This window comes from Shimia aestuarii (assembly GCF_022814865.1).
In the GTDB taxonomy this organism is placed as follows: domain Bacteria; phylum Pseudomonadota; class Alphaproteobacteria; order Rhodobacterales; family Rhodobacteraceae; genus Shimia; species Shimia aestuarii_A.
Map to the genome: position 1 here is coordinate 51970 of NZ_JAKVRD010000012.1, position 25687 is coordinate 77656.

25 protein-coding genes are annotated in these 25687 nt (G+C 61.6%); 14 read left to right on the plus strand and 11 right to left on the minus strand.

From position 1 onward, the window contains the following. Positions 1-2: 2 nt before the first annotated feature. The 4 genes from glcF (at position 3) to MK745_RS12780 (ending at position 3569) form a co-directional block, all read left to right on the plus strand. Positions 3-1325, plus strand: a complete 1323-nt coding sequence (gene glcF, locus MK745_RS12765; RefSeq protein WP_243613687.1) for a glycolate oxidase subunit GlcF — start codon at positions 3-5, stop codon at positions 1323-1325. A gap of 52 nt (positions 1326-1377) precedes the next feature. Further along, entirely contained in the window at positions 1378-2157 is a 780-nt protein-coding gene (locus MK745_RS12770; RefSeq protein WP_243613688.1) for a trypsin-like serine peptidase, read from the plus strand. Between the two features lie 62 nt (positions 2158-2219). Beyond that, on the plus strand, positions 2220-2972 hold the full coding sequence (locus tag MK745_RS12775; RefSeq protein WP_243613689.1) for a trypsin-like serine peptidase: 753 nt from the start codon (positions 2220-2222) through the stop codon (positions 2970-2972). Positions 2973-3101: 129 nt separating this feature from the next. After that, the gene (locus tag MK745_RS12780; protein ID WP_243613690.1) at positions 3102-3569 is read left to right on the plus strand and encodes an Hsp20 family protein; all 468 of its coding nucleotides are present in this window, start codon (positions 3102-3104) and stop codon (positions 3567-3569) included. Between the two features lie 168 nt (positions 3570-3737). Here the strand turns inward: MK745_RS12780 and MK745_RS12785 are convergent, their stop codons facing one another. Both MK745_RS12785 and MK745_RS12790 read right to left on the minus strand, forming a co-directional pair. After that, on the minus strand, positions 3738-5588 hold the full coding sequence (locus MK745_RS12785) for a vWA domain-containing protein (protein ID WP_243613691.1): 1851 nt from the start codon (positions 5586-5588) through the stop codon (positions 3738-3740). Continuing rightward, positions 5585-6121 carry an RNA polymerase sigma factor gene (locus MK745_RS12790; RefSeq protein ID WP_243613692.1) on the minus strand — a complete coding sequence of 179 codons (537 nt, stop codon included), beginning with the start codon at positions 6119-6121 and terminating at the stop codon, positions 5585-5587. The genes MK745_RS12785 and MK745_RS12790 overlap by 4 nt, the downstream gene beginning before the upstream one ends. 161 nt (positions 6122-6282) lie before the next feature. Here MK745_RS12790 and MK745_RS12795 point away from each other — a divergent pair, with 161 nt between their 5' ends. Continuing rightward, the gene (locus tag MK745_RS12795; protein WP_243613693.1) at positions 6283-6756 is read left to right on the plus strand and encodes a hypothetical protein; all 474 of its coding nucleotides are present in this window, start codon (positions 6283-6285) and stop codon (positions 6754-6756) included. 36 nt (positions 6757-6792) lie between these two features. On the opposite strand, the gene MK745_RS12800 is transcribed toward MK745_RS12795, so the two are convergent. Beyond that, positions 6793-8268: an NAD-dependent succinate-semialdehyde dehydrogenase gene (locus MK745_RS12800; protein ID WP_243613694.1), complete on the minus strand. Its 1476-nt coding sequence runs from the start codon at positions 8266-8268 to the stop codon at positions 6793-6795. A 107-nt stretch (positions 8269-8375) separates the two neighbouring features. On the opposite strand from MK745_RS12800, the gene MK745_RS12805 reads away from it, so the two are divergent. Together MK745_RS12805 and MK745_RS12810 are read left to right on the plus strand one after the other, a co-directional pair. Next, the gene (locus MK745_RS12805) at positions 8376-9170 is read left to right on the plus strand and encodes an alpha/beta hydrolase (protein ID WP_243613695.1); all 795 of its coding nucleotides are present in this window, start codon (positions 8376-8378) and stop codon (positions 9168-9170) included. Beyond that, positions 9167-10753, plus strand: coding sequence for a GMC family oxidoreductase (locus tag MK745_RS12810; RefSeq protein WP_243613696.1), 1587 nt, complete (start codon positions 9167-9169; stop codon positions 10751-10753). The genes MK745_RS12805 and MK745_RS12810 overlap by 4 nt, the downstream gene beginning before the upstream one ends. Here the strand turns inward: MK745_RS12810 and yghU are convergent. Both yghU and rpsU read right to left on the minus strand, forming a co-directional pair. Next, complete coding sequence (gene yghU, locus MK745_RS12815) at positions 10750-11622, minus strand: glutathione-dependent disulfide-bond oxidoreductase (protein ID WP_243613697.1); 873 nt, start codon at positions 11620-11622, stop codon at positions 10750-10752. The two genes, MK745_RS12810 and yghU, sit on opposite strands and share 4 nt — an antisense overlap. Before the next feature lie 179 nt (positions 11623-11801). Continuing rightward, positions 11802-12008, minus strand: coding sequence for a 30S ribosomal protein S21 (gene rpsU, locus MK745_RS12820; protein ID WP_005614280.1), 207 nt, complete (start codon positions 12006-12008; stop codon positions 11802-11804). 113 nt (positions 12009-12121) lie between these two features. Here rpsU and MK745_RS12825 point away from each other — a divergent pair, with 113 nt between their 5' ends. Together MK745_RS12825 and MK745_RS12830 are read left to right on the plus strand one after the other, a co-directional pair. Next, entirely contained in the window at positions 12122-12796 is a 675-nt protein-coding gene (locus MK745_RS12825) for a COQ9 family protein (protein ID WP_243613698.1), read from the plus strand. A 72-nt stretch (positions 12797-12868) separates the two neighbouring features. Continuing rightward, on the plus strand, positions 12869-13855 hold the full coding sequence (locus tag MK745_RS12830) for an NAD(P)H-quinone oxidoreductase (RefSeq protein WP_243613699.1): 987 nt from the start codon (positions 12869-12871) through the stop codon (positions 13853-13855). A 20-nt stretch (positions 13856-13875) separates the two neighbouring features. Here MK745_RS12830 and MK745_RS12835 read toward each other — a convergent pair whose 3' ends face one another. Together MK745_RS12835 and MK745_RS12840 are read right to left on the minus strand one after the other, a co-directional pair. Then, positions 13876-14643 carry a FadR/GntR family transcriptional regulator gene (locus MK745_RS12835; RefSeq protein WP_243613700.1) on the minus strand — a complete coding sequence of 256 codons (768 nt, stop codon included), beginning with the start codon at positions 14641-14643 and terminating at the stop codon, positions 13876-13878. A 196-nt stretch (positions 14644-14839) separates the two neighbouring features. Continuing rightward, on the minus strand, positions 14840-16054 hold the full coding sequence (locus MK745_RS12840; protein WP_243613701.1) for a TsoY family (seleno)protein: 1215 nt from the start codon (positions 16052-16054) through the stop codon (positions 14840-14842). 145 nt (positions 16055-16199) lie between these two features. On the opposite strand from MK745_RS12840, the gene MK745_RS12845 reads away from it, so the two are divergent. After that, positions 16200-16511, plus strand: coding sequence for a hypothetical protein (locus MK745_RS12845; RefSeq protein ID WP_243613702.1), 312 nt, complete (start codon positions 16200-16202; stop codon positions 16509-16511). On the opposite strand, the gene MK745_RS12850 is transcribed toward MK745_RS12845, so the two are convergent. Then, positions 16508-16975 carry a GNAT family N-acetyltransferase gene (locus tag MK745_RS12850; RefSeq protein ID WP_243613703.1) on the minus strand — a complete coding sequence of 156 codons (468 nt, stop codon included), beginning with the start codon at positions 16973-16975 and terminating at the stop codon, positions 16508-16510. The genes MK745_RS12845 and MK745_RS12850 overlap by 4 nt on opposite strands. Before the next feature lie 284 nt (positions 16976-17259). Between MK745_RS12850 and smc the strand changes: the two genes are divergently transcribed. Both smc and MK745_RS12860 read left to right on the plus strand, forming a co-directional pair. After that, positions 17260-20715 (plus strand): chromosome segregation protein SMC, encoded by a 3456-nt coding sequence (smc, locus tag MK745_RS12855; RefSeq protein ID WP_243613704.1) that lies wholly within the window; start codon positions 17260-17262, stop codon positions 20713-20715. Positions 20716-20846: 131 nt separating this feature from the next. After that, entirely contained in the window at positions 20847-21428 is a 582-nt protein-coding gene (locus tag MK745_RS12860; protein WP_243613705.1) for a YceI family protein, read from the plus strand. Positions 21429-21476: 48 nt separating this feature from the next. On the opposite strand, the gene MK745_RS12865 is transcribed toward MK745_RS12860, so the two are convergent. Together MK745_RS12865 and cbiB are read right to left on the minus strand one after the other, a co-directional pair. Then, positions 21477-22646, minus strand: a complete 1170-nt coding sequence (locus MK745_RS12865) for a lytic murein transglycosylase (protein WP_243613706.1) — start codon at positions 22644-22646, stop codon at positions 21477-21479. Between the two features lie 59 nt (positions 22647-22705). Further along, positions 22706-23614, minus strand: a complete 909-nt coding sequence (gene cbiB, locus MK745_RS12870) for an adenosylcobinamide-phosphate synthase CbiB (RefSeq protein ID WP_243613707.1) — start codon at positions 23612-23614, stop codon at positions 22706-22708. A 194-nt stretch (positions 23615-23808) separates the two neighbouring features. On the opposite strand from cbiB, the gene MK745_RS12875 reads away from it, so the two are divergent. Then, the gene (locus tag MK745_RS12875) at positions 23809-24171 is read left to right on the plus strand and encodes a response regulator transcription factor (RefSeq protein ID WP_243613708.1); all 363 of its coding nucleotides are present in this window, start codon (positions 23809-23811) and stop codon (positions 24169-24171) included. Here MK745_RS12875 and MK745_RS12880 read toward each other — a convergent pair. Further along, the gene (locus tag MK745_RS12880) at positions 24153-25160 is read right to left on the minus strand and encodes a glutathione S-transferase family protein (RefSeq protein ID WP_243613709.1); all 1008 of its coding nucleotides are present in this window, start codon (positions 25158-25160) and stop codon (positions 24153-24155) included. The two genes, MK745_RS12875 and MK745_RS12880, sit on opposite strands and share 19 nt — an antisense overlap. A gap of 153 nt (positions 25161-25313) precedes the next feature. Here MK745_RS12880 and MK745_RS12885 point away from each other — a divergent pair, with 153 nt between their 5' ends. Next, entirely contained in the window at positions 25314-25667 is a 354-nt protein-coding gene (locus MK745_RS12885) for a hypothetical protein (RefSeq protein ID WP_243613710.1), read from the plus strand. The last annotated feature ends 20 nt before the right edge of the window (positions 25668-25687 follow it).

Sequence of the window (25687 nt, forward strand, 5' to 3'; positions counted from 1 at the left end):
ACATGCAGACGCATTTCACCGAAGACCAGTTGAAAGACCCCGGTATCCAGCGGGCGAATGAAATCTTGCGCGCCTGTGTGCACTGCGGGTTCTGCACGGCGACCTGCCCGACCTATCAGGTTCTTGGCGACGAGTTGGATAGCCCGCGGGGGCGCATCTACCAGATCAAGGATATGCTCGAGAACGAGCGAGTGCCGGACGAAAAGACCGTCTTGCATGTGGATCGGTGTCTGTCTTGCCTTGCCTGTATGACGACCTGTCCCTCGGGCGTGCATTACATGCATCTTGTCGATCATGCGCGGGAGTACATCGAGACCAATTACAAGCGGCCTTTCATGGATCGGGCCTTGCGTTGGGTTCTGGCGCGCATATTGCCTTATCCGACGCGGTTCCGGCTTGCGCTACTCGGGGCGAAAATCGGGCGGCCGTTCGCTTTCCTGATGCCGGATGCGCGGTTGCGTGCGATGCTTGAGATGGCGCCGAAGTCGATCCCGCCAGTGAGCCGCAATGACGACCCACAAAGCTTTGCGCCGGACACGCCAAAGAAAATGCGGGTGGCCTTGATGACGGGCTGTGCGCAGAAGGCGCTCAATACCGATATCAACGATGCCACGATCCGCCTTTTGAGGCGGCTTGGTTGCGAGGTCGTTGTTGCCGAGGGGGCGGGGTGTTGTGGGGCGCTCACACATCACATGGGCAAGGCGAAGGAAAGCCATGCCACGGCGGCGAAGAATATTCGCGCCTGGGCACGAGAGATGGATGGCGAGGGGCTTGATGCGATTGTCATCAATACCTCGGGCTGTGGCACGACGGTCAAGGACTATGGGCATATGTTCCGCAACGAGGCGCTTGCGGAGGATGCCAAGCGGGTCAGCGACATCGCGATGGACGTCTCAGAGGTCTTGATGAAGCTCGACCTGCCGGAAGGAGCGGACAAGGAGACGGTTGTCGCCTATCACGCGGCCTGTTCGTTGCAGCATGGACAGCAGATCAAGACCTATCCCAAGGATCTCTTGAAACGCGCCGGGTTTACCGTTGTGGAGCCGGCAGATAGCCATCTCTGCTGTGGGTCGGCGGGGACATATAACCTCATGCAGCCGGAAATCTCGGGTAAGCTCAAGGCGCGCAAAGTGCGCACGCTCGAGGCTAAGAAACCGGATATCATCGCGGCGGGGAATATCGGATGTATGGTACAGATCGGATCCGGTACGGAGATTCCCATTGTCCATACGGTTGAACTTCTCGACTGGGCGACGGGCGGGCCTCAACCTGCGGCGCTCACTGAGCCGGGCAAACGCGCCCCACAGGTGCCGATCCTGCGGTAGTCGCGATCCTGCCCCAGTTTCGCCTTTTCGGTTCGGTATCAAGGGGCGACACATGATGGGGAGCCAAATGCGGCAGGTCGGATTATTGCTTGTGCTTATGCTTGGCATCGCGCGGGGCGCGGTGGCGGGGGATTCCGCAGTGTCGCGGCTTGAGAGCGGCGATGCGGTGCGCGGATGGGAGGCTGTCGGGCGGCTCGAGATTGGCGGCAAGGGGTTCTGCACAGGGGCGCTTATTGCGCCGGATCTTGTTCTGACGGCGGCGCATTGTCTTTTTGACAAGGTGAGCCGGAAACGGATCGGGGCCGGGAAGATCGAGTTCCGCGCCGGATGGCGCAACGGGCGCGCGGCGGCCTATCGTTCGGTTCGGCAGGCGGTTGTGCATCCTGAATATCGCTATGATGACGAGAAAAGCGCCCGGCAAGTGGGGCGCGATCTTGCGCTTCTGCGGCTGCACCATCCGGTGCGCAATCCCAAGATGCAGCCCTTTGAGGTTGGTCCGGCAATGCGGCCTGGCGCTAAGGTTGGCGTTGTGTCCTACGCGCGCGACCGGGACGACGTGCCCGCGCTTCAGGAGAGCTGCGAAGTGATCGGGCGGCAACAGGGGGTCTATGCCACGAGTTGTCGCGTTGATTTCGGAAGCAGCGGCGCGCCAGTGTTCAGCTTTGAGGGCGGTACGCCGAAGCTTATCTCTGTGATCTCGGCCAAGAGCCGGCTTGGCGCGCGGGATGTGGCGCTTGGCGTGGCGCTGGATCGACGTCTGCAGCGGCTCATCGCGGCGCTCGATGCCGAGGGCGACCGGGGTGCGACCGGGGCAAAATTCCTGAGGCCATGAGGATATGGTTTGTCATAGGTGCGGCGTGTGTCGCGGCGATGCCCGCGTTTGGGGAGGAAGGTTTGCGCGCGCTGCGTAGCCGAGGTGAGTTGATCGGCTGGGAGGCCGTGGGCCGCGTGGCGCTTGCGGGGAAGGGTTATTGCACCGGGGTGCTCATTTCGAGCGAACTTGTTCTGACGGCGGCGCATTGTGTCTATGACGAAGAGGGACAGGCGATCCCGCCGGAGCGCATCCGGTTCGAGGCGGGCTATGTGTCGGGGTCTGCTCTTGCCGAGAGGAAAGTGGACCGGGTCGTTGCAGAAGAGGGGTTCGTGCCTAGCCGGGATGGGCGGATCGCGACCGCAATGATGCGGCACGACATTGCGCTTCTAAGGCTCGCCTTTCCGATCACGATCAGTGAGGCGAATCCTTTTGCGCTCTATGATGAACCCCAGGCGGGGGACCGCGTTTCAGTTCTCAGCTATGGCAAGGGACGCAGCGAGCATCTTTCCTGGCAGCGCGACTGCGCGATCCTTGAGCGGGGACGCGGTTTGATGAGCTTTGACTGCGATGTCACGTTCGGATCGTCTGGGGCGCCGGTCTTCGCGCGCTATGGGAACCGGGTGCGAATCCTGTCGCTCGTGTCGGCCATGGGGCGCGATAGGGAAGGGCGCAAAGTAGGCTATGGGATGGAACTCCCCCAGATCGTGGCCCGGCTCAAGGCGCGGATGCGCGGGCAGGGGCTTGCTACGGTGAAGGGCACAGACGGCGCGCGACGGGTCATGGTGGGCGGTGCGCGCAAGGCCTCGGGGGCAAAGTTTCTTCGGGTCGATTGATCCCTTGAAAAGCCGCCTCGGTGCACACATCTCTTGGGAAGCGGGACGCCTAGACAGGGTTCCGTGTCACCAAACGCCTGTCCCGATGGGAAGGCCAAACCATAGTTGTCGCTCAAAGGAGGATGACACATGCGTCACTTTGATTTCGCACCGCTTTACCGCTCGTCGGTCGGTTTCGACCAGCTTGCCAGCCTGATGGATCGTGCCCTGTCGACCGAGGCAGGACAGCCGAGCTACCCCCCCTATAACATCGAGAAAACCGCTGAAGATGCCTATCGCATCTCGATTGCCGTTGCCGGGTTCGGCGCGGATGACCTTGGCATCGAAGTCAAGGAAAACGCGCTTGTCGTGACCGCGCGCAAGGCGGAAGAGGATGATGCCAGAACCTATCTTCATCGCGGTATCGCCACCCGCGCATTTGAGCGCCGGTTCCATCTTGCAGACCATGTGCGCGTGATTGGTGCGCGCCATGAGGATGGGATGCTTCATATCGACCTCGAGCGCGAGATTCCCGAAGCGCTCAAGCCGCGCCGCATTGCGATTGCGAACGGCAAGGAGGTCGAGAAGGACGTGGTTGACGCGAAAGCCGTCAACTAAGCCTGCATCCGGTTTTCCAATTCCCGGACGAGACCCCCGGTTGCGCCGCAGCCGGGGGTTTTTTGTCGGAGCGCGCGTGCCGCGCGCGCAGGTTTCGCACGCCCCTTTCAGGGCGTGCAGTTGCGAGGCTCTGCCTCGCGCTCCGGAGTATTTATACAAAGGTGAAGATCAATCGCGGTCCGCGAGGCTTTGGGCGAGGCGCATCAGGCGCACGGCCTCGGTGCGATAGCCGAAAGGATCGTCGCCACGATGTTCTGTGGCGAGCGCGATGGCCTCGTCCCAGCCCCAGTCGCCAAGATAGCGCGCATCGGTCAGAAGCTGGCCGAACCCGGCGATGGCGGCAGCGAACTGTGCGTCTGTGTCGTCTTTGAGATCAGCGGTGATCGGTGTTTCGATCAGCTGGCTCGTGGATGCGCCGGGGGCTTTGTAGCGCAGTTTGAGGAACCCCAGTTCATCGGAAACCGAGGATTCGGGAGCCGTGCCATAGCGCAGCGGATCGGTTTGCCGCGCCGGGGAGCCAGTTGGGGTCAGTTCGTAGAGCGCGGTCACGGCATGGCCCGCGCCGATTTCGCCCGCATCGACCTTGTCGTTGTTGAAGTCTTCGCGGTTCAATTGGCGTGTCTCGTAGCCGATCAGACGGTACTCGGCGATGGTTGCGGGGTTGAACTCTACCTGAATTTTCACGTCGTCGGCGATGGGGAAGAGCGTGCCTGTGAGTTGGTCGACAAGAACTTTGCGGGCTTCGTGCAGTGTATCGATATAGGCGGCCTGTCCGTTACCTGTCTGGGCGAGGGCCTGCATCGTGGCGTCATCGAGATTGCCGCGCCCGAAGCCGAGGACGGAGAGGTAGGTGCCGCTCTCGCGTTTCTTGGCGATGTAGTCTTTGAGGGCGTCCGGGTCGGAGAGGCCGACATTGAAATCACCATCGGTGGCGAGGATCACGCGGGAGATCTCTTCGCCGTCTTGCATCGCTTCGGCAGTGGCATAGGCCTGCTGCAGTCCGGCCTGTCCGGCGGTGGAGCCGCCAGCCGTCAGCCGGTCGAGCGCGGCGAGGATCGTGGTGCGGTCGCTGGCAGGTGTCGGATCGAGGACACGTCCGGCAGAGCCTGCGTAGGTCACAATGGCGACGCTATCCTCGGGGCGCAGTTCGGAGAGCATCAGTGAGAAGCTCTGTTTCAGGAGGGGTAGTTTGTTGGCCGCGTCCATTGACCCGGAGGTGTCGATGAGGAAGACGAGGTTCAGGGGCGGGCGCGCGGCGATGTCCGGCAGGCGCCCCTGAAGCGCGATGCGCAGGAGACGGGTATCCGGGTTCCACGGGGTCACCATCGTAGCGAGATGCGTTGCGAAGGGGGTGTCGCCGGCGGGTGCGGCGTAGTCATAGGGGAAATAGTTCACCATTTCCTCGATCCGCACCGCGTCTTTCGGCGGCAACGTGCCGGTCTCAAGCGAGTTGCGCAGGACCGCGTAAGAGGCGGTGTCGACATCGACCGAGAAGGTCGAGACGGGGCTTTCCGCCGTGACCTTGAGCGGGTTCGGATCGGTCTCTGGGTAGGCTTCGGAATCGGAGAGCGGCGGCATCGGGCGGATTTCGGGCGCGCTGAGGCCAGTGGCAAAGCGTTGCGGCGCGGATTTTGCCATGGGGGCGATGGAGGGCTCGACAAGGGGCGCTTCCATTTCCTCGATAGCGACGGCGTCGTCTTTGGCCGTGTCGCGCAGTTTGAGCGGGGCGGGGGGCTCTTGCAGGACGGGCAGGACAAGCACAAGGCCAACCGCGGCAAGAGCCGTGGAGGCGGCGAGGGCACCTTTGGCGGGAATGGATTTCAACATGGTCATTACTCCTCTGAACAGGCCCGGTTTGCGGGCATCAGAGGTAGGACGTGCGTCATCCGCCGATCCTTGGAGGCGGTCGAAATTTTCTTGGGCAAGGGCGATGTTTTCGGCGCGTTTCCTGGCGTCGGGGGAAGGCGTTGCGGCGCGCATCGCGTGTTTCAGGTCGTTGAAGTCGAGGTCGTCGCTCATGCGGTGTCCTCCTTTTCTTTCAGGGCGCGCAGGTGTTTGCGGGCTTGCGAGAGGCGCCAGCTTACGGTGCCTTCGGAGATGTTGAGAACCTCGGCAGCCTCAGCATGGGTCAGGTCATCAAGGATCAGGGCGAGCGTGTCGCGCAGGTCGGGAGACAGGGCGCGCATCGCTTCGGTGAGCCAGTCGATCCGGGCGTCGGTTTCAGCGTTGGCGGCTTGCCGGGCGATCTCCCAGTCGCCCCATCCTTCAGCGGCGCGGCTATGGGCTTCTTGGCGTCGGCGACGATCATGGGCGGCGTTGAGCACGACGCGGTAAAGCCATGTCGTAAACCGTGCGCGCGCTTCGAAGCGCAGGAGTTTTGACGGTAGCGCTGCGCAGATGTCCTGGGTTAGGTCTTCGGCTTCGGTGCGCCCTCCGGTGAGGCGAAACGCGAACGCGAAGACACGATCGTAGTGGCGTTCCAGAAGATCCGAGAACGCCGCTTTGTCACCATGTGCCGCCGCTTCGGCGAGGGCTTCGTCGGAGAGGTTCATAAGCATCACATTGAGTATGACGCATGGCGCAGGTCAATCCTTGGAAAGAATCTCAAAAGCTGAAGAACAGCTTTTCGGCTTTCTTCTTGGTAGATTGCGGTTTCCCGATCTAGTCTTGGCGCTAACTTATTGAGAAATTTCTTTCTGAAGGACGCATTTCCATGGTGGAGCATGAGTATCTGGAGCAGTTCGGGCTGCATATCGTGCGGGCGCGTGACCCCTTCACCCTTGAGCAGCTCTTTCGTCTCATCGTTGAAGAGTATGGCGCGGAAGAGGCCAAGGGGATCGGCCGTCCAGTGCTCTTCGATCTGCGGGAGGTGGATGTCAGCCAGATTTCCTCTGCAGATATCCGGCGCCACATGATGAAGAAGTCCGTTCTCGATGAGAGCGTGACGCACGTGACTGTGGCGTATCTTGTTGAGGGGCTTTCGTCGCAGGCGGCGGTGCGTATGGCCAACACCTACTCTGAGCTTTCGGGGCTGTCGGGGGAAACGCAGAGCCTTGTGACCGAAGACCTTGGGGTGGCGGTCGATTTTCTTGCTGAGGCCGTTGGGCTTAGTCAGGCGGAGACGGCCTTGTTAGAGACACATCTTGCGCCGATGGCGGTTGCTTTGTTTCCCCGCGGATCTGCCTAAGGCCGGCCCGCGGGGAGAAGGTTCGCACGCGCGGGATTAGACCGACATGCAGATGTATTTCATCTCGAGGAACTCATCGATGCCGTGATGGCTTCCTTCACGGCCGAGGCCGGATTGCTTGACGCCGCCGAAGGGGGCGACCTCGGTCGAGATGATCCCGGTGTTGACGCCAACGATCCCGTATTCCAGCGCTTCGGCGACTTTGTAGACGCGGCTCAGGTCGCTTGCGTAGAAATAGGAGGCAAGGCCGAAGATCGTATCGTTGGCCATGGCGATGACATCGTCCTCGTCTTCGAATTTGAAGAGCGGGGCGAGGGGGCCGAAGGTCTCGTCCGTGGCAAAGGCCATCTCGGTCGTGGCTCCGGTGACGATGGTCGGCTGGAAGAAGGTGCCGCCAAGTTCCGACGGGTTGCCGCCGAGGATCACCTCGCCGCCCTTGGACTGGGCGTCGGCAATATGCTCACGAACCTTTTCAACGGCGTCTTCGTTGATGAGCGGGCCAAAGGCGGTGTCTTGTTCGAGGCCATCGCCGACCTTCATCGCGGCCACGCGTGCCTTGAGTTTCTCGGCGAAGGCGTCATAGACGCCGGCCTGCACGTAGATGCGGTTGGCACAGACGCAGGTCTGGCCGTTGTTGCGGAATTTACACATGATCGCGCCTTCGACGGCATCGTCGAGGTTGGCATCATCAAAGACGATGAAGGGCGCGTTGCCACCAAGCTCCATCGAGCATTTCATCACGCTATCCGCGGCCTGACGCAGGAGGATGCGGCCAACTTCGGTCGAGCCGGTAAAGGTCAGTTTGCGCACCGCGTCGTTTTCACAGAACTCCTTGCCGATCTCGCTCGCACGCGAGGAGGGCACGATGTTGAGAACGCCCGCCGGGATGCCCGCGCGTTCGGCAAGCACGCCAAGGACAATGGCCGAGAGCGGGGTTTCGGCGGCGGGGCGGGCAACCATGGCACAGCCAGCGGCGAGGGCCGGGCCGGCCTTGCGGGTGATCATCGCATTGGGGAAGTTCCACGGTGTGATCGAGGCGGCGACGCCGATTGGTTGTTTGATGACCGTGATGCGCTTGTCGCGCTGGTGGCCCGGGATGGTTTCACCGTAGATGCGTTTGGCCTCTTCTGCGAAGAATTCGATGAAGGAGGCGCCATAAGCGATCTCGCCCGCAGCTTCTGCGAGCGGCTTGCCCATTTCGGCCGTAAGGATCGTCGCGAGGTCGGCTTGATTTTCCATCATCAGGTCAAACCACTTCCGAAGAACGGCGGCGCGTTCCTTACCGGTCCACTTGGCCCAGTCCTTTTGAGCGGCGTTGGCCTTGGCGATGGCATTGGCCACCTGTGCGCGGTCAAGATCGGCCACATTGGCGATAACATCGCCGCGGGCAGGGTTGGTGACCTCGAAAGTCCCGTTTGCACCATCGACCCATTCACCGCCGATATAGGCGCGGGTCTCAAGAAGGGTTGGGTCTTTCAGAAGTGATTTCAGATCAGTGACGGTATCTAGCATGGCTCGCTCCCCTTTTGCGTTGGCAGATGAAAACCACTTGGCGGTGGTCTTGTCCAGCCGAGGGTATGAGTCCAGTATGAGTTAATTTTCGGACCAAGGATATGCGAATGACCCTCGACGACGCCTATGCCAACGCGGCCTACATACCGGATGCGGCGCGATTTCCAGACTTGTGGCAAGCTGAAGCCGACGCGTTTCGCAAGGCGACGCGAAGCGAAATCGCGATTGCCTATGGTCCGGGCGAACGGCATGTGATGGATCTTTTCCTGCCTGAGAGCACGCCGAAGGGGCTCGTGGTGTTTGTGCATGGGGGCTATTGGCTGCGGTTTGACCGGAGTTATTGGTCGCATTTGGCGGCGGGCGCAGTGGCGAAGGGATGGGCCGTTGCGATGCCATCCTATGATCTTTGCCCGAGCGTCGGCATTCCCGATATCACGGCACAAATTGCGCAGGCCGTCACGCTGGCGGCAGAGCGTGTGGATGGGCCGATCTGTTTGGCCGGGCATTCGGCGGGCGGGCATCTCGTGGCACGAATGGCAATGCCGGGCGTGTTGCCAGAGGCGGTTGCCGGGAGGTTGCGCCATGTGATGCCGATCTCGCCGGTCGCGGACCTTCGTCCGCTCATGCAGACGTCGATGAACGCGGACCTCGGGATCACAGAAGATATCGCCGCCGTGGAAAGCCCTGTGCTAGGGGCGCCCCTGCCGGATGTGGCTGTGACGGTTTGGGTCGGTGGGGATGAGCGCCCTGCTTTCCTTGATCAGGCGCGCTGGCTTGCGGAGGCGTGGGGCTGCGGCCATGTTGTCACCGAGGGAGAGCATCATTTCAACGTGATCGCGCCATTGGCCGATGCGCAGAGCGAGATGGTGGCATGCTTGTTGGCGGAGGACGCAACATCATGACATGGGATTTCATCATTGTCGGCGCGGGCAGTGCCGGGTGTGTCGTGGCCAATCGCCTGAGCAAGGCGGGGCATAAGGTTCTGCTACTCGAGGCGGGCGGGCGCGACACCTACCATTGGATCCATATTCCGATGGGATATCTCTATTGCATCGGCAATCCGCGCACCGATTGGATGTACAAGACCGCGCCGGACAAGGGGTTGAATGGACGGTCGCTCCTCTACCCGCGCGGCAAGGGACTTGGCGGCTGTTCATCGATCAACGGGATGCTCTACTTGCGTGGGCAGGCGGCGGATTACGATGGTTGGCGGCAGCTGGGCAATCCCGGCTGGGGCTGGGACGACGTGCTGCCGCTCTTCAAGCGGGCCGAGGACTATATGGATGGCCCTTCCGTAATGCATGGAGCGGGCGGTGAGTGGCGGGTCGATAACCAACGCCTGCGTTGGGATGTGCTTGACGACTGGATGGCGGCGGCAGAGGCCGCGGGTGTGCCGCGCACTGATGATTTCAACACAGGCGACAACGAGGGTGTCGGGTATTTCAAGGTCAACCAGCGCGATGGCTGGCGCCTCAATACCTCCAAGGCGTTCTTGCGTCCGGTGCGCGAGTCCAAGCTCAAGATTGAAGTGCATGCGCGGACCGAGCGCCTGTTGATCGAAGAGGGGCGTGTTGTCGGTGTGGCCTATCGCCAGAACGGCGAACTGAAAGAGGCGCGCGCGGGGCGCGAGGTCATCCTTTCGGCGGGGGCGATCAACTCGCCTCAGATCCTTCAACTTTCGGGCATTGGGCCGGGGGCGGTTCTTCAGGACCACGGCATCGCGGTACGGCACGAGATCGACGGGATCGGCGCGAACCTACAGGACCACCTGCAATTGCGCTGTGCGTGGAAGCTCGACGGGGCGAAGACGCTCAACACCATGGCGAACTCCCTGATTGGCAAGGCGAAGATCGGGTTGGAATACTTGTTGAAACGTTCCGGACCGATGTCGATGGCGCCGTCGCAGCTTGGGGCGTTTACCAAGTCGCGGCCCGGCCTTGAGACGCCCGACCTAGAATATCATGTGCAGCCGCTCTCGCTCGAGGCGTTTGGGCAGCCCCTCCATGATTTTCCGGCGATGACGGCGAGTATCTGCAACCTGCGGCCAGAGAGCCGGGGGCATGTGCGGATCACCTCGCCGAACCCCGAAGATGCACCGGAAATCGCGCCGAATTATCTCAGCACCGAGGGCGATCGGGCCGTGGCCATCGCTGCGATCCGTCAGGCGCGCGAGATCATGGCGCAGGGGCCAATGGCGAAGTACAGCCCCGAAGAGATGAAGCCGGGGATCACTGCGCAGGACGATGCAGAATTGGTCAAGGCGGCCGGAGATGTCGGCACAACGATCTTTCACCCGGTCGGCACGGTGCGGATGGGGGCAGACGAGGCTGCGCCGCTAGATCCGCGCCTCAGGATGCGGGGGATCGGCGGTTTGCGCGTGGTGGATGCGTCCATCATGCCGACGATCACCAGCGGCAACACCAACTCGCCGACCATAATGATCGGCGAGAAGGCGAGCGAGATGATCCTGGAAGACCTGGTTTAGGAGTCTTCCGGGGCGATCTTGTCTTGCGTGTTGGTGTCGAAATCGCCTGCGTCATGGCGTTCGTGTAGTTGGGTTTTCGGATCACCGAAGGCACGGTTGACCATGCGGCCACGCTGCACCGCGGGGCGCGAGTCGATTTCTTCGGCCCAACGGACGACGTTCTTGTATTCATGCACGCTCAGGAACTCGGCGGCTTCGTAAAGGCGGCCAAGGGCGAGCTGACCATACCAGGCCCAGTTGGCGATGTCGGCGATCGTGTAGTCTTCACCGGCAAGGTAGGGCACCTCGGCAAGGCGCTTGTCGAGCACGTCGAGCTGGCGTTTGACTTCCATCGCGAAGCGGTTGATCGGGTATTCCCACTTTTCGGGGGCGTAGGCGTAGAAATGGCCGAAACCACCGCCGAGATACGGCGCGCTACCCATTTGCCAGAATAGCCAAGACAGCATCTCGGGGCGCTTGGCAGGGTCCTTGGTCAGGAAGGCATCGAACTTCTCGGCGAGGTGAAGCAGGATCGCGCCGGATTCGAAAATGCGGGTCGGGGGCGTCGTGGTGTGATCCATCAGGGCGGGGATTTTCGAGTTCGGGTTGACCTCGACAAAGCCCGAGCCGAATTGATCGCCATCACCGATATTGATCAGCCACGCGTCATACTCGGCCTCTTTGATCCCTGCGGCGAGGAGTTCCTCGAACATCACCGTGACCTTTACGCCGTTCGGCGTGGCCAGCGAGTAAAGCTGATGCGGGTGTTTGCCCACGGAGAGTTTCTTGTCGTGAGTCGGGCCAGAGATGGGGCGGTTGATGCTCGCAAAGCGGCCGCCGCTCTCGCTTTCCCAAGTCCAGACTTTCGGGGGGGTATAGGTATCGCTCATGGTTTTCGCACCCTGTCAGAATTGTGTCCTGCTCGAATGTAGGCATTTTCAGCAGGAATGGGAGGGGGGCTGTCTGTGCGTCAGGGCAGGGGCGGCTGTGCGCGCTTCCCTAAAAGACGAAAACCCCCGGGCGGATGCCTCGGGGGTTGCCGAATTTTTGTGTCCAAAGCTCGAATCTCTTAGAGGAGACCTTCGCGCTGGGCTTTCTTGCGTGCCAGTTTACGGGCACGGCGGATCGCTTCAGCTTTTTCGCGTGCTTTCTTCTCGGACGGCTTCTCGAAATGCTGCTTGAGCTTCATTTCGCGGAAGACACCCTCACGCTGGAGCTTCTTCTTCAGGGCGCGGAGCGCCTGATCGACGTTGTTGTCGCGAACACTAACCTGCATGTGGTTTTCACCACCTTTCTAAGTTTGAGTTGCAAGGAAATTGCAGGAGGTGGCCGTATAGCAAAGCGCCCTATCTTTGTCTAGTATGATGTGGAGTTCAAAGGAGGCCCTAAATGTCCGACGCTGACCCCAAGCAAACCCTGCTCGATGCCGCGCTTGCGCATGTGGCGTTTGACGGCTGGAGCGATGCGACATTCGAAGCGGCGATTGCCGATAGTGGCATGGATTCGGCACTGGCACATGCGCTCTGTCCGCGTGGTGCGGTGGATCTTGCCATTGCCTATCATAAGCGCGGGGATGCCGCGATGATCGAACGGTTCGAGGCCGAAGATGTGTCGGAGCTACGCTATAGCGAGAAGGTCGCCGTTCTGGTGCGGTTCCGTCTCGAAGCGGTGGAGGACAAAGAGGCGGTGCGCCGTGGCACGACGCTTTTCTCCCTGCCGCAATACGCCGCCACGGGGGCGCAGCTTGTCTGGGAGACATGCGATGCGATCTGGAACGCGCTTGGCGATACGTCCGATGATGTGAATTGGTACACCAAACGGATGACGCTTTCGGCGGTCTATAGCTCGACGATCCTTTACTGGCTTGGCGATGAGAGCGACGGACATGCCGAGACTTGGGCCTTCCTCGATCGGCGGATCGAGAACGTGATGCAGTTCGAGAAGGCCAAGGCCGGATTCCGCAAGAGCCGTCTTGGCAAGCTGATGCAAGGGCCTCTGTCGATTTTGGACGGGATCAAAGCACCGGGTGCCAAACGGGATATGCCGGGGCAGTGGCGGGGTTGAGGCGCGGCTGACGGGTTTTCGCGGCTGCGGCGGGGTGCTATGCCAAGGCAACGACACCCCGAGGAGCAGACGATGACCCAGACCATGCGCGCAATCGAGATCACCGAAGCGGGAGGGCCGGATGTCCTCAAACCCTGCGAACGGCCCGTGCCGCAGCCGGGGGCGGGAGAGGTCATTATCAAGGTTGCCTATGCCGGTGTGAACCGTCCCGATGCGCTGCAGCGGGCGGGGATGTATGCACCACCGCCGAGCGCAAGCGATCTTCCGGGGCTTGAAGCGTCGGGCATGATTGTTGCCGTGGGCGAAGGGGTCAGCGAATGGTCCGAAGGCGACGAGGTCTGTGCGCTTCTGCCCGGTGGGGGCTATGCAGAATACGTTCTGACTCCGGCGGCGCATTGCCTGCCGATCCCCAAGGGCATGGGGCTCAAAGAAGCAGCCTGCCTTCCAGAGACGTTCTTTACCGTCTGGTCCAACGTGTTCCAGCGCGGTGGTCTTCAGGCTGGCGAACGGTTCCTCGTGCATGGTGGGTCGAGCGGAATCGGAACGACTGCGATCCAGCTTGCTAACGTGTTCGGCGCGCGGGTCTTTGCGACCGCCGGGACCGAGGATAAATGCGCGGCCTGCCTTGAACTTGGGGCGGAGCGGGCGATCAATTACCGCGACGAAGATTTTGTCGAGGTGCTGCGCGCTGAAGGTGGGGCAGACCTGATCCTCGACATGGTGGGCGGTTCGTATATCCCACGTAACATCAAGACCCTCGCGGATGACGGGCGGTTGGTGCAAATCGCGTTTCTCACCGGACCGAAGGTCGAGTTGAATTTTGCCCAGATCATGACCCGTCGCCTTACCGTGACCGGATCGACCTTGCGCCCGCAGAGCGACCTTGCCAAGGCGCGGATCGCAGAGGCCTTGCGCGAAAAGGTGTGGCCGCTTCTCGACGCGGGGCGCGTGGCGCCCGTGATGGATAGCGAATTCGCGTTTGAAAACGCCGCCGCCGCCCATTCGCGGATGGAAAGCAGCGGGCACATCGGCAAGATCGTTCTCAAGGTCGCGGGCTGACAGTCTTTTCAATCAAGGGGTTAGCGCCGCTTTTCATGTTCGAACCGTTGCTTGGCGACGGCCTCGTGGCGTTCGGCTTTCTGATGGTCGAAGAGCGATTGTTCTACGTAGTCGAGATGCGCCGTTACCGCCGCGCGGGCGGCTTCGGGGTCGCGTGCCTGTAGAGCGGTGTTGATCGCCCGGTGCTGTTCCAGAAGATCGCTTCGGGTCACGCGTTGCTTGAACATGACGGAGCGGTTGTAGAACACCCCTTCGCGCAGAAGCTGATACATGGAGCGCATCATGTGCAGCATGATGACGTTGTGGCTGGCTTCGATGATGGCGAGATGGAAGTCGGCGTCGAGGCGGGCTTCGTCGGCGGGGTTGCGTTTGGCGTGGGCGGCTTCCATCTTTTCGAACACGGCGTCGATCACCTTGAGGTCGGTGTCAGAGGCGCGGGTCGCGGCGCGTTCGGCGGCGAGGCCTTCCATGTCGCGGCGGAAGGAAATGTAGTCGAACACCGCCTCGTCATGGTTCGCAAAAAGCCGCACCAGTGTCTCGGAAAAAGCGCTTCCGAGGACGTCGGCGACAAAGACTCCGGCCCCGGCGCGCGAGACGAGAAGGCCATTTTCCTGAAGTTCTGCAATGGCTTCGCGCAAAGACGGGCGTGACACGCCAAGGCGATCCGCAAGCTCGCGTTCGGAGGGCAGGCGCTCACCGGGGCGCAGGATGCCGCGCAGGATCAGCTGTTCGATTTGCCGGATGACGGAGGTCGAAAGCTTCTCGGTCTGGACTTTCTGAAAGGGCATGATGTTGGGCTCTTCCGTTAATTGGTCAGATGATTTGACCACGTTGCGGCGCCGTGAACAAGGGGGCGAAAGCGGCGAAACCCAACGTCGGTATCACGTCGGTATTGCGTCTGTATCGCGGTGGTGCGGCTTGCGGGGGGTGCAAACGCATGAAGGGCGCCCGGAGGCGCCCTTTTTGGTTTCCGTATGGAAAAGGCTATTCGGCGGGCACAGCCTCGGGCAGAGCGGGTTTGCCGAAATGCTGCCGATTGAGGCGGATCACGAGGGCGATCATCAGCACCTGCGAGGCGATGGCGATCGCGGTCAGGATCCAGAACACCACACTGAACTTGTCGATGGCCCCGGAGGCGACCAGTCCCTTGTTGATGAAGAAATGCATCAACACCGCGAAGGCGACGCCGGGGCAGACGAGTGCGTAGGAGCCGGGCGAGGTTTTCGGGCCGAGCACGAAGTCGGCGAAATAGCCCTGACGGCGCATCACGAGGAGGCCAAGCGCGAGGAAGACGACCTGCACCGAGAGCATCCGCGCGAGGAAGATCATCGTCTCGCCTTCCGCGCCGTGCACGCCGAAAGTCACGTGGAGACCATGCTCCTGACGCAGGAAGAGGATCGACAGGATGGTGACGATGGGCACGATGACCATGAGGGTCGGCCCGGCCTCCTTGTGGGTGCCGTAGTGCAGCATCGAGGCAAAGGCGGTCGCGGCGGCGAGCAGCGTGTAGATCACAGCGGCCACGGCGAAGAAGGTCGATATCACCAGCGCGATGGCGACCGTCGCGGGAGTCGTGCTCATCGCAGCGGGGGCTGCGAACCCGACGCCGACCATGGAGATCGCGAAGGCCGGGAGAAGCTGGGCAAAGCTATTGTGGGCGGTGACGTCGAAGAGGCCGCCCTGCGAGAGCACCCGGCCAAGGAAATCCCCGATCAGGCGCAGCGCCCAGAGGCCGACGAGGCCGAAGGCGACCATGGCCATCGGGAAGAGGTATTCGACGATAGTCCAGAGCATCGGCACAAAGGCCATGCCGACGATGAATAGCGCGTTGATCGTCATCGCGGCGGCAAGCGGCCCGGCGAGGAGGGTGGTTTCGGCATTGGAATTGCGCAAGGTCGTGTAGGCCTCGGTCTTTTTGAAGGCCGAGAGTGCGGAGAGGTTCCAAAGCAGGTATTTCACGTTGAGGAACGCAAAGACGGCAATCCCGGCCCATGCGATGAGGATGGCGGCCTGAAGCGGCAGCATGCCTTGCGAGAAGGCAGCCCAGATGTCTTCGAAAACTGGCACAGGTTGGTTCGGGTGTGGCACCCAGAAGAACAGGAACATGAAGAAGGTGACCGAGAGGCCACCGGCGCCAAGCGAGGCGAGGAAGTAGAGCGGCGAATAGGTATCCGCCGGACGTTTGAAGGGGGTCGTCATGGGGGACTCCATTAATATGCTGTATTTGGAATGTAATATATATTCGAAATATAGAATACAAATGCGTCATTCGCGCGCAGAGGGCGGTTGATAACGGTTGATTAACGTTTTCGCGGCAAGCTTGGGCATGTTCAGGTTCTTGTTCATGTCCCTCCTGATCGTCTCGGCCTGCGCGGTGCCGGCACCCCATTTCATGGGGGCCGAACCGGTGCGGGCCGAGGTTCAGGGAAGCCGCTTTGTCATGCGGCGCAACGGCAAGCTTGTCGAAGTGATCCGCGTCAATCGAGAATGGGCACCGCGCCTTAGCGAACAGCTTGGCCGGAGGGCGGAGATCGCGGTTGAGCGGGCCTATGGTTGCCCTGTGAAGACCATTCGTGGGGATGCGGCGCTTATGATTGCGCGCCTCAAATGCGGCAAGCCGGATGACCTTGCCGAGATTGGCTATGGTCCGGGCTAGGGCGTGCCGCTGATGTCTTTGGTCATGAAGATCGAGGTGGTGTTGGCCTCGTAATCGCCGAAGGGACCGCAATCGGTATATCCATGCGCCTTGTACAGGCTATGCGCCTGAGTCAGCTTATCGCCAGTTTCGAGCTTCACTGTCGGCAGGCCCTGGGTGCGGGCTTCTTCCTCGATCTTGCGCATCAGGTGATGGGCAATGCCTTTGCCGCGGGCGCGGGGATCGACGAACATGGATTTGATCTCGCCATAGGCGCCTTTGTTGGCCAGCGCGACACAGCCGAGCGCGTCTTTACCCTCGCGGGCAACGAAAAAGCGGATCGCCGGCACGCAAAGCTCGTCGATATCAAGGAAGTGGTTCTCCTCGGGCTCGAACAGCGTCTGCATCAGGGCATGGCTTTGACGCAGGAGGGCAGTCGCCTGCGGATCGCGCGGATCACCGGGAAGAACCTTGATGTCGGACATGGGACTGCCTTTCGCGGTAGGAGGTCTTGATGGCGCTATGAATGGCAGGCGCGCGCGCCGCTGTCCAGATTGTGCAGGGTCAGGGGCGCCGCCCCTCTTGGCCGCAGGCGGCCAATTCACCCCGGGATATTTCTCGCAAGAGGAAGGAAGGGCGGCGGATTTCCGCAATATCTTGTGGATAACTTGGGTACTGGGGGCATATCCTGTGGATCATCGTTGACTCTGGCATATCTGCTTGGGCAGGCTTGAGCGATAGATCAGAATCACGGGGACATCGTAACGCCTTGCGTTTTTCCAAGCTCAGACTGACCGGCTTTAAGAGCTTTGTCGATCCGACCGACCTTGTCATTGCGGACGGGTTGACCGGGGTCGTGGGGCCGAATGGCTGTGGAAAGTCGAACCTTCTGGAAGCGCTGCGTTGGGTGATGGGGGAGAACCGTCCGACGGCGATGCGTGGCGGCGGGATGGAAGACGTGATCTTTGCCGGGGCGGCGACACGCCCGGCGCGCAACTTTGCCGAGGTGTCGCTTCATATCGACAATAGCGAGCGGCTGGCCCCGGCGGGGTTCAACGAGGATGATGCGCTCGAGATCGTGCGCCGGATCACGCGCGATGTCGGATCGGCCTATAAGGTCAATACCAAGGACGTGCGGGCGCGTGATGTGCAGATGCTATTCGCCGATGCCTCTACGGGTGCGCATTCGCCCGCTCTCGTGCGGCAGGGTCAGATTTCGGAACTCATCAACGCCAAGCCGAAAGCCCGGCGCCGTATCCTTGAGGAAGCGGCGGGGATTTCAGGGCTGTATCAGCGGCGGCACGAGGCGGAACTCAAGCTCAAGGGGGCCGAGAGCAACCTTGCGCGTGTCGATGATGTGATCGAGCAATTGGCGACCCAGCTGGCGCAGCTTGCGCGGCAGGCGAAACAGGCGGCGCGCTATCGGGCGATTGGCGAAGAGTTGCGGCAGGCAGAGGGGATGCTCCTTTATCGACGCTGGCGCGAAGCGGATGAGGCGCGGGCCAAGTCGGACGAGGAACTGCGCGAGCGGACCACGGCGGCGGCACAGGCAGAGGGCGCGGCGCGGGCGGCAGCCAAGACGCGGCAGGCCAAGGATGATGCGCTTCCGCCCTTGCGCGAGGAAGAAGCGATTGCGGCGGCTGTGTTGCAGCGGCTTCAGGTGCAGCGCGATACGCTCAACGATCAGGAAGAACACGCGCGTCAGATCATCGAGACGTTGCAGAACCGGATCGAGCAGCTTGGCAAGGATATGGAGCGCGAAGCGGGGCTCAACCGCGACGCGGGCGAGACGATCGAGCGGCTCGAATGGGAAGCCGCGGAAATCGCCAAGGCCGGGGAAGGTCACAACGAAAAGCTCGAGGTGGCGACGGAAGCGGCGCGCGAGGCCGCGAGCCTGTTGCAAGAGCGCGAGAGCGAACTGTCGCAGCTGACCGAGGATGTGGCGCGGCTTGCGGCGCGGCACCAATCGGCGCACCGGTTCCTTGATGATACGCGCAAGACGCTTGAAAAGAGCGAGGCCGAGGCTGGCAAAGCGCGGGATGCGGTCAATGTCTCTAAGGCGGCACTGGTGAAGGCGTCGGAGGATTTCGAGACCGCGAAGACCGCGGAGGCGACAGCGGTTCAGGCCGCAGAGGCGGCGGAAGTGGCGCTTTCGCGGGCCGAAGAAGAGCGGGCGGAGACGCAGGGCCGCGAGGCCGATGCGCGGGCCGAACGGTCAGAGGCCGAGGGCGAGTTGAACGCGTTGCGGGCCGAGGTCACGGCGCTTGCCAAGCTTGTTGAACGGGATACGGCCGAAGGCGGGCAAATCCTCGACCGTTTGCAGGTCCAGCAGGGCTTTGAGAAGGCGCTTGGCGCGGCACTGGCGGATGATCTTCGGGCGCCGGAAGTGGACGAAGACGGGCCGTCTGGCTGGCATGTGCTTCCGGCGTATGACGAGGCGCAGGCGCTTCCTGATGGGGTGCCGTCGCTTGTCGCGCATGTGTCTGTGCCGGAGGTGCTTGAGCGGCGGATGAGCCAGATCGGGCTTGTCGCGGCAGAGGATGCGATGCGGCTTCAGCCGCTCCTGAGACCCGGCCAGCGGCTTGTCTCGCTCGAGGGGGATCTTTGGCGTTGGGATGGGTATCGCGCTTGGGCCGAGGATGCGCCGAGCGCAGCCGCGCTGCGGCTTCAACAGCTGAACCGTCTCGAAGAATTGAAACAGCAGCTTGCGCGGGCGACGGCGCGGGCCGATGGCGCGGTGCAGGCGCATGAAACGCTTCAGGCGCGGCTGCGTGACTTGGCCGAGGCCGACAAGGCAGCGCGTCAGGCGCGACAGGCAGCAGACCGGGCCGTGGCGGATGCCAATCGCGCGCTGAGCCGGGCAGAGGCGGATCGCAACCTTGCCGAAGGGAAGCTGGAATCCCTGGGCCTTGCGGTGGCGCGGCACGAAGAAGACGCGATGGGCGCGCGGGCGCAGGTTGCAGAGGCCGAAAAGGCCCTCAGCGATCTTGGCGATCTCGACGCGGCCCGTGAAAGCGTGGAAGACGTCAAGATGACGGTCGAGGCGGCGCGGATCACCATGATGTCCAAACGCTCGGCGCAGGATGAGCTTCGGCGTGAAGGTGAGGCCCGGCTCAAGCGAAGCCAGGAGATCACCAAAGAGATCAGCGGTTGGCGCCATCGTCTTGAGACTGCGGAGAAGCGGATCGGCGAATTGGCCGAGCGCAAAACCTCCTCGGAAGCCGAACTCAAGGAAGCCGGTAGTGCGCCGGACGAGATCGCGGCGAAGCGTGCCGAACTAAGCGATGCGATCGAAGAGGCCGAAGCGCGGCGGCGCAAGGCGGCGGACACGTTGGCCGAGGCGGAAACCGCGCTGCGCGAGGCGGAACATGCCGAACGAGACGCGGAACGAGCGGCCAGTGAGGCGCGCGAGGCGCGGGCGCGTTCCGAGGCGCGGGCCGATGCGGCACGCGAAACGGTCTCCTTCGCGGCAGAGCGGATCTACGAGGAACAACAGATTTCGCCTGCTGCGCTTCTTGAGCGGCTTGGCGTGACGCCGGATGCGATGCCGGACAGCCATGGTATCGAGGCGGATGTGAACCGTCTCAAGCGGCAGCGCGATAGCCTTGGCGCGGTGAACCTGCGTGCCGAAGAAGACGCCAAGGCGGTTCAGGAAGAGCATGATGCGCTTGTGACCGAAAAGGCGGATTTGGAGGAGGCAATCAAGACCCTGCGCGGCGGGATCGCAAGCCTCAACCGAGAGGGGCGCGAACGTCTCCTGACAGCGTTCGAGCAGGTCAATTCAAACTTTACCTTGTTGTTCCGGCACCTGTTTGGTGGTGGCGAGGCGAACCTTGTTCTTGTCGAGAGTGATGACCCGCTCGAGGCGGGGCTCGAGATCATGTGCCAGCCGCCGGGCAAGAAACTCTCGACGCTGAGCCTGTTGTCGGGGGGGGAGCAAACGCTGACGGCGCTGGCGCTCATCTTTGCGGTGTTCCTTGCCAACCCGGCACCGATCTGTGTTCTCGATGAGGTCGACGCGCCGCTTGATGATGCGAACGTGACGCGGTTCTGTGATCTTCTTGACGAGATGTGCCGCCGCACCAATACGCGCTTCCTCATCATCACGCACCATGCTGTGACCATGGCGCGGATGGATCGCCTGTTCGGTGTGACCATGGCCGAGCAGGGCGTTTCGCAGCTTGTGTCGGTTGACCTCAAGGCGGCGGAGTCGATGGTGGCCTAGGCCATTTGGCCAGGGTCTCGCACGTTAAGCGACTGAGACATCTCCTTTTTATAGAATCGTTGAGCAAAGATTCGGGAAGCGGCATGATTTTCGCATGGGCATTTTGCCCGCGCGATAGGAGGAGTATTTCAATGAAACAGATTCTTGGATTTGCCGCCGCCGGTATTCTGGCTGCGGGGATGGCATTGGCCGATGGGCATATGGTGTGGCGGTCCGTGGATGCGCAATCCAGCGTGGCTTTCGGGTCGGTAAAGGGGAACGAGACCGGGGAGGTTCATCATTTCAGTGGCGTCAGCGGTAGCGTTTCCGAGGCGGGAGACGTGTCGATCATGATTGATCTCACGTCGGTCGAGACGAATATCGACATCCGCAACGAGCGCATGGCAGAGCATGTGTTCAAGGGCGCGACCACGGCTGAATTGATGGGAACGGTCGATATGGGCGCGGTGAGCGCGCTTGCGGTTGGTGAGACCATGTTGACCGGGTTCGAAGGGAGCCTTTCCCTCATGGGCATGCAGGCGGATGTCGAGGCAGAGATGCTTGTCGTGCGGCTGGCGGAGGATCGGGTTCTCGTCACGACCGCGGATTTCATCATGCTCTCGACTGCGGATCTTGGCCTTGATGGCGGGATTGACACGTTGAAGGATCTCGCGGGTCTTTCTGGCATCACGCGTGTCACACCGGTCGCGGTTCGGATGGTGTTTGAGCACTAAGGCAAAGGCCCGGAGTGCATTTCTGGCTCCGGGCCTTGTTTCCGCTTTTCAGAGGCGGTTGAGAAGCGTGGCCGTGGGCCAAGCGTCTGCGGGCAGGCCGAGGCGCATTTGTTCGGCGCGCACGGCGGCGCGGGTGCCTGCGCCAAGGATGCCGTCGATCTTGCCGACATCATGGCCGCGGGCCTGTAGCTTGCGCTGAAGCTGTTTCATCTGGCCGCCTGAAAGGCCCGGTTCGGGATTGCCAGCGTCATAGCGCGGCGCGCCTTCGAGGCGGGTTGCGAAATAGGCGGCGGTGGTCACGTAGACAAAGCTCTGGTTCCATTCGAAATAGACGTTGAAGTTCGGGTAGGCGAGGAAGGCCGGCCCCTTGCGCCCCTGCGGCAGGATCAAGGACGCAGGCAGGTTGGCGAGCTTGCCCGAGCGCGGCTTGATGCCGAGGCGGGACCAGTCGGAGGTGCTCATCGTGGTCTGGAGGCCAGAGAGGGACCAGTCCATGGAGTCTGGGACGGTCACTTCTTGTAGCCACGGTTCGCCTTTGCGCCAACCGAGATGCGAGAGCATCTTGGCGCCGGACATGAGGGCGTCTTGGGCGGAGGTTTTGAGGAGGACATGGCCATCACCATCGCCATCGACGCCGTTCTCGAGAATGTCTTGCGGGAGCATCTGGACCATGCCGATCTCGCCCGCCCAGGCGCCTGTGGTTTTGGTTGGGCTGAAATCGCCGTGTTTGTAAAGCTCGAGCGCGGCGAAAACCTGAGGGCGGAAGAGATGCGGGCGGCGGCAGTCATGGGCCAGCGTCACAAGGGAATTGAGCGTGTTGAAGTCGCCCTGAAACGCGCCGTAGTCCGTCTCAAAAGCCCAGAACGCCAAGAGGACGCCGCGCGAGACGCCGTAGGTTTTCTCGATGCGGGAGAAGGTGTTGGCGTAGGTCTTGGCCTTGGATTGGCCGACATTGATGCGGTTTTGGCTAATGAGGCGTTGTGAGAAGTCGAGGAAGGGCATTTGAAAGACGCCCTGCGCACGGTCGGCCTTGAGGGTGCGGGGGTCCTGGCGGACGGAGGCGAAGAAATTGTTCACCGTGGATTGTGCATAGCCGCGCGACACCGCTTCGGACTTGAGATCCTGGACAAAGCCCGAGAAGGAACCGCCACAGGGTGTCGCGGCGAGGGCGGATTGGGCGGTAAGCGCGAGCGCGGCGATGAAGAGAGTAAAACGCATGAGATCCTCGTGAACGATTTGCGGCGAGCCTAGCAGGGGCAGGGCCGCGCGGACAATGATTAGATCAGAGCAAGGAGGGCGGTCAGGGCGAGGGCGGCGGCCCATGTCCGCCAAAGCGCGGTGCAGGCGGCGTCGATCTCGTCGGGGCCGAGGTTGCGGCGGCCCGTGGCGTTGACGAAGGGAAAGTCGCGCATCTCGCCGTCATAGGCGCGGGGGCCGGAGATGGCGACGCCAAGGGCGCGGGCCATGGCGGATTCGGGCCATCCGGCATTGGGAGAGCGGTGCAGGCGCGCGTCGGTGCGGATCGCGGGCCAATCGGAGAGGACATTATGCGTTGCGCCGATCATGAGCGCGGTCAGGCGGGCGGGAAGCCAGTTCAGCAGATCGTCAAAGCGCGCCGCGGCCCAGCCGAATTCCTCGTGGCGTGGGGTGCGGTAGCCGATCATGCTATCGGCGGTGTTGATGGCCTTGTAGACGAAGAGGCCGGGCAAACCCGCGACAAGAAACCAGAAGGCCGGGGCGATGACACCGTCGGAAAGGTTCTCGGCGGCGGATTCGATGGCAGAGCGGGAGACGGCGTCGGCGTCCATCGCTTCGGTATCGCGCGAGACGATGCGCGACACGGCGCGTCGGCCTTCGCCAAGAGACAGGCGCAGACCATCGCCCACGGCACGGACGTGATCGACAAGCGAGCGTTGGGCGAGAAGGATTGCCGTAAGCAAAATCTCAGGTAGCCAGCCGAAGGCGGCGAGGAGTTTGCCGAGGACCAGCATGGCCAGTGTCAGGGCTGCGATGGTGGCAACACCTTTGGCCTTGCGCGATGATCCCTCATTGAACCGCGCGTCGGCCCATCCAATCGCGCGCCCAAGCAGCACAGCCGGGTGCGACACCCGAGACCAGAGCCAGCGCGGTTCGCCAAGGGCTGCATCGAGAAGCAAGGCGAGAGCGAGGAGGGAGGCGTGGCTCATGGGACTTCAACCTGTGCAAACTATCCGGTTCGGGCGCAGGTGCGTTGTCGCGGGAATGGGGGGCGAGTGCAAGAATTACAGGCCCCCACGCGCCTCGGTTAATCCAAAATTAATCATTTGTTAGGAGTCTGGTAAGGCGCGGGCCCGGTATCTATGGATTGGTTGTGTTTGGCCCGACTGTCGCAGGAGATGACATGCGGGTTCTGATTGTAGAGAGCAATCCAGATTTGGGTCGGCTCTGGCAACGGCATTTGGAAAGGCTTGGGGCCGAGGTTGACCTCGTCACCTGTGAGGCCACGGCGATTCATGCCCTGCGGATGCGGCCCTTTGATATCATTGTCCTTGATCTCGTGATCGAGGAAGGCGCGGCGCTTGCGATTTCGGATTTCGCCTCATACCGGCGTCCCGAGGCGCGGGTGCTCTTTGTCACCAACACCTCGTTCTTTTCCGATGGATCCATTTTTCGCCATAGCGCCAACGCCTGTGCGTTCGTGCAATCAAGCACACCGCCCGAGGACATCGCCGCTATGGTTGAACATTACGCCGCGACGCCCTGATCCTTGTCGCCCATCTTTTCGCGACCGTGCGATTCCCAGTAGTTGATCTCGGGGTTGATCGGCAGGATGCGGTTCGGATTGATGGTATCGTGGCTATAGTGATAGTGGCGCACGATGTGATCCATGTTGACCGTGTCGGCGACGCCCGGATGTTGGAAAAGCTCTCGCGTGTAGGCCCAGAGGTTCGGATAGTCGATGAGACGCCGACGATTGCATTTGAAATGCAGGTGATAGACCGGATCAAAGCGGATCAGCGTCGTGAAAAGGCGCCAGTCCGCTTCGGTCAGGCGATTGCCGATGAGATAGCGCGACTTGGAGAGTCGCTCTTCGAGCCAGTCGAGGGTCTCAAAGAGAGGATAGACGGCTTCTTCATAGGCGGCCTGTGTGGTGGCAAAGCCGGATTTGTAAACGCCGTTGTTGACCGTGTCATAGATGCGCGCGTTGACGTCTTCGATCTCGTCGCGAAGCGGCTTGGGCCAGTAGTCCTCTCGGTTGCCGGTCAGGTCGTCAAAGGCCGAATTGAGCATGCGAATGATCTCGGCGCTTTCATTTGAGACGATGGTCTTTCGCGTCTTGTCCCAAAGGATCGGCACCGTGACGCGCCCGGAATAGACGGGATCGGCCTCTGTATAGATCTCTCGGGCGAAGGTCTTGCCGAGGAGGGTATCGCCGGTTGCACCATACGCATCCGTTTGGAATGTCCAGCCCTCACCAAGCATATCGGGATGCACGACTGAAATGCTGATATGATCGGTCAGGTCTTTCAGGGCGCGGAAGATCAGGGTTCGGTGTGCCCAGGGGCAGGCATAGGACACATAGAGGTGATAGCGTCCACTTTCGGCCTTGAAGCCACCTTCGCCAGAGGGGCCGGGCGCGCCATCGGCGGTGATCCAGTTGCGAAATTGCGATTCAGAGCGCACGAACTTTCCGTTCGTCGCCTTTGTGTCATACCATTTGTCGGTCCATTGACCGTCGACGAGCAAACCCATGATGGTCTCCTTTCTGTTGTCCCAAGAGGTAGGGCGCGAAGGGTGCGGTGAAAACGCAACAGGGCGCAGGGGAACTGCGCGTCAATGCACAGGTGGGCGGTTGACGGGAATCGCTTTGGCCGTGACCCTGCGGACAAGTATGGAGAACGCGATATGTCGACATGGGTTCCTAAGGAAGTGCAGGCGGGGCTTGATGCGGCCCGCAAGAAGAGCTTGCGCAAGAGCAGCAAGATGCGGGTCGAGGCCGATGGCCAGTCGTTTCGCGTTCTGAAATATCGCGAGAACGGGTTTACCCTTGATATCGAGGATGCGCCGCACCTGCGCGGATTGGTCGATCTCTACGACGGGGGGCGGCATGTCTATCAATGCCTCATCGTGGCCTCCGAGGAAGATGGCGACGTGATGCATTACGAGTTCAAGCGCTCGACCGTGGCCGAGGACAAGCCGCCTGCGGACTATTTTAAAGGTGAGAACCAGCCCACTGCGCTCATCGCCGATCAGAGCTAGGGCATTTGGTAGAGAGATGA

Bases quoted from the DNA above. Each gene is read 5' to 3' on its own strand.
- MK745_RS12830 (WP_243613699.1), top strand. From the start codon at position 12,869: ATGACCCAGACCATGCGCGCAATCGAGATCACCGAAGCGGGAGGGCCG.
- MK745_RS12825 (WP_243613698.1), top strand. From the start codon at position 12,122: ATGTCCGACGCTGACCCCAAGCAAACCCTGCTCGATGCCGCGCTTGCG.
- MK745_RS12780 (WP_243613690.1), top strand. From the start codon at position 3,102: ATGCGTCACTTTGATTTCGCACCGCTTTACCGCTCGTCGGTCGGTTTC.
- MK745_RS12880 (WP_243613709.1), bottom strand. From the start codon at position 25,160: ATGGGTTTGCTCGTCGACGGTCAATGGACCGACAAATGGTATGACACA.
- MK745_RS12860 (WP_243613705.1), top strand. From the start codon at position 20,847: ATGAAACAGATTCTTGGATTTGCCGCCGCCGGTATTCTGGCTGCGGGG.
- MK745_RS12865 (WP_243613706.1), bottom strand. From the start codon at position 22,646: ATGCGTTTTACTCTCTTCATCGCCGCGCTCGCGCTTACCGCCCAATCC.
- MK745_RS12795 (WP_243613693.1), top strand. From the start codon at position 6,283: ATGGTGGAGCATGAGTATCTGGAGCAGTTCGGGCTGCATATCGTGCGG.
- MK745_RS12785 (WP_243613691.1), bottom strand. From the start codon at position 5,588: ATGAGCGACGACCTCGACTTCAACGACCTGAAACACGCGATGCGCGCC.
- glcF (WP_243613687.1), top strand. From the start codon at position 3: ATGCAGACGCATTTCACCGAAGACCAGTTGAAAGACCCCGGTATCCAG.
- cbiB (WP_243613707.1), bottom strand. From the start codon at position 23,614: ATGAGCCACGCCTCCCTCCTCGCTCTCGCCTTGCTTCTCGATGCAGCC.
- yghU (WP_243613697.1), bottom strand. From the start codon at position 11,622: ATGAGCGATACCTATACCCCCCCGAAAGTCTGGACTTGGGAAAGCGAG.
- rpsU (WP_005614280.1), bottom strand. From the start codon at position 12,008: ATGCAGGTTAGTGTTCGCGACAACAACGTCGATCAGGCGCTCCGCGCC.
- MK745_RS12800 (WP_243613694.1), bottom strand. From the start codon at position 8,268: ATGCTAGATACCGTCACTGATCTGAAATCACTTCTGAAAGACCCAACC.
- MK745_RS12850 (WP_243613703.1), bottom strand. From the start codon at position 16,975: ATGTCCGACATCAAGGTTCTTCCCGGTGATCCGCGCGATCCGCAGGCG.
- MK745_RS12885 (WP_243613710.1), top strand. From the start codon at position 25,314: ATGTCGACATGGGTTCCTAAGGAAGTGCAGGCGGGGCTTGATGCGGCC.
- MK745_RS12835 (WP_243613700.1), bottom strand. From the start codon at position 14,643: ATGCCCTTTCAGAAAGTCCAGACCGAGAAGCTTTCGACCTCCGTCATC.
- MK745_RS12840 (WP_243613701.1), bottom strand. From the start codon at position 16,054: ATGACGACCCCCTTCAAACGTCCGGCGGATACCTATTCGCCGCTCTAC.
- MK745_RS12770 (WP_243613688.1), top strand. From the start codon at position 1,378: ATGATGGGGAGCCAAATGCGGCAGGTCGGATTATTGCTTGTGCTTATG.
- MK745_RS12845 (WP_243613702.1), top strand. From the start codon at position 16,200: ATGTCCCTCCTGATCGTCTCGGCCTGCGCGGTGCCGGCACCCCATTTC.
- MK745_RS12790 (WP_243613692.1), bottom strand. From the start codon at position 6,121: ATGAACCTCTCCGACGAAGCCCTCGCCGAAGCGGCGGCACATGGTGAC.
- MK745_RS12875 (WP_243613708.1), top strand. From the start codon at position 23,809: ATGCGGGTTCTGATTGTAGAGAGCAATCCAGATTTGGGTCGGCTCTGG.
- MK745_RS12805 (WP_243613695.1), top strand. From the start codon at position 8,376: ATGACCCTCGACGACGCCTATGCCAACGCGGCCTACATACCGGATGCG.
- MK745_RS12810 (WP_243613696.1), top strand. From the start codon at position 9,167: ATGACATGGGATTTCATCATTGTCGGCGCGGGCAGTGCCGGGTGTGTC.